Below are 1651 nucleotides of genomic sequence, written 5' to 3' on the forward strand. Positions count from 1 at the left end.
GCGAGGCCGGTGTGCCGGTGCAGGATCTGTACTACTCGCGCCCCAGTCCATGTGACGCTGGTGGCGAGCCTGTCGCGGCCGCTTCGGCACCTGGCGCCGGTGCTTGAGCAGGTCGTCGCGTTCGTCAAACACACGCCGGCTCAGTGAGCGGCGCCGCTGAACCAGCCGTCGTCGCGGCGCAGCCACAGGGCCAATACGCCGAGCGTCAGGCTGCGCAAGATCATGAACAGCAGGAACGTTATCCACAGCCCGTGATTGCCCAACCCTTGCAGCGCCCAGGCAAACGGCAGCAGCAGAGCGACGGTCAGCAGCATGCCATTGCGCATCTCCCGGGCGCGGGTGGCGCCGATGAACAGGCCGTCGAGCAAATAACTCCAGACCGCAATCAGCGGCAACACCGCCAGATACGGCAGGTAGATGAACGCGGTGTCGCGCACGCTCTGGATGTCGGTCTGCATTTCGATGAACAAATGCCCGGCCAGCAGAAACAACGCGGCAAATCCGAGGCTGGCCAACAACGACCAGCCGCCGGCCACCACCAATGAGCGGCGCAGGGCGAGGCGATCGCGGGCGCCGATCGCGTGCCCGCACAAGGCTTCGACGGCATGGGCCAGACCGTCCAGCGCATGGGCGGTCAGCAGCAGGCCGTTGAGCAGCAGGGCATTGGCCGCCACCGTGGCATCGCCCAAACGCGCGCCTTGCACGGTGATCAGGAAGAACACCGATTGCAGCGCCAGGCTGCGGATGAAAATGTCGCGGTTGACCGCCAGCAACGGGCGCCAGTTCTGCCACAACTTCAAGGCCGCCCAGGCGATGTGCCCGGGATAGGCGCGCAAGGCGCCACGGGTCAGCCACAGGCCAAGCAGGGCACCGCTCCACTCGGCGATCACCGAGGCCCGGGCCGAGCCGACCACGCCCCATTCCAGGCCAATCACGAACCACAGGTTCAGAGCGATGTTGATCAGGTTGGTGCTCAGCAGAATCGCCAGCGGCGCCCGGGCGTTCTGAGTGCCGAGGAACCAGCCGACCAGGGCGTAACTGGCCAGCGCTGCGGGCAGCCCGAATAACCGGGTGTGGAAGAACTCGCGGGTCAGTTGATCAAGTTCCGCCGACGGCTGCATGACGTGCAGGGCCACGCCGCTCAACGGCACGCCGAGCGTGCCGAGCACGATTGCCAGTCCCAGCGCCAGCAGTAAACCCTGCAACAGAATCTGCCGCAACGCCGCGCCATCGCTGCGCCCGGCGGCCTGGGCGGCAAACCCGGTGGTGCCCATGCGCAGAAAGCCCATGGCCCAGGCGAGGAAGGTGTAGAGGCTGGCGCCGACCGCCACTGCGCCCAACTGATGGGCGTGGGGCAGGTGGCCGATGACGGTGCTGTCGACCAGCGCCACCAGCGGTACGGAAATATTCGAAAGAATCATCGGCGCGGCGAGCGCCCAGACCTTGCGGTGAGTCGGGCGGTCGCGCCAGTCGGCAATCAGGTTGGACATGCGGGCTCCTTGGGGGAGCGGGGATTGTAGCGATTCATGCGGCCTGCGATGCAAACCAATGTGGGAGCGAGCCTGCTCGCGAAAACGGTGTGTCATTCAGAACAGTTTTTGACTGATCTGACGCCTTTCGCGAGCAGGCTCGCTCCCCACARGGGTTAGGC

1 protein-coding gene and 1 pseudogene are annotated in these 1651 nt (G+C 65.8%); one reads left to right on the plus strand and one right to left on the minus strand.

Annotated elements, in window-relative coordinates; all coding sequences use genetic code 11:
- Positions 1–147, plus strand: a pseudogene (locus HT737_RS31875) (alpha/beta hydrolase); the annotation flags it as partial.
- Here HT737_RS31875 and HT737_RS19070 read toward each other — a convergent pair.
- The gene (locus HT737_RS19070) at positions 141–1490 is read right to left on the minus strand and encodes an MATE family efflux transporter (RefSeq protein WP_131671013.1); all 1350 of its coding nucleotides are present in this window, start codon (positions 1488–1490) and stop codon (positions 141–143) included. The pseudogene HT737_RS31875 and the gene HT737_RS19070 overlap by 7 nt on opposite strands.
- Between the last annotated feature and the right edge of the window lie 161 nt (positions 1491–1651).

It is taken from the genome of Pseudomonas sp. MD195_PC81_125 (assembly GCF_014060985.1).
Lineage (GTDB): Bacteria > Pseudomonadota > Gammaproteobacteria > Pseudomonadales > Pseudomonadaceae > Aquipseudomonas > Aquipseudomonas parakoreensis.

Excerpts from the sequence above, each read along its gene's own strand:
- HT737_RS19070 (WP_131671013.1), bottom strand. The coding sequence starts at position 1,490 with ATGTCCAACCTGATTGCCGACTGGCGCGACCGCCCGACTCACCGCAAG.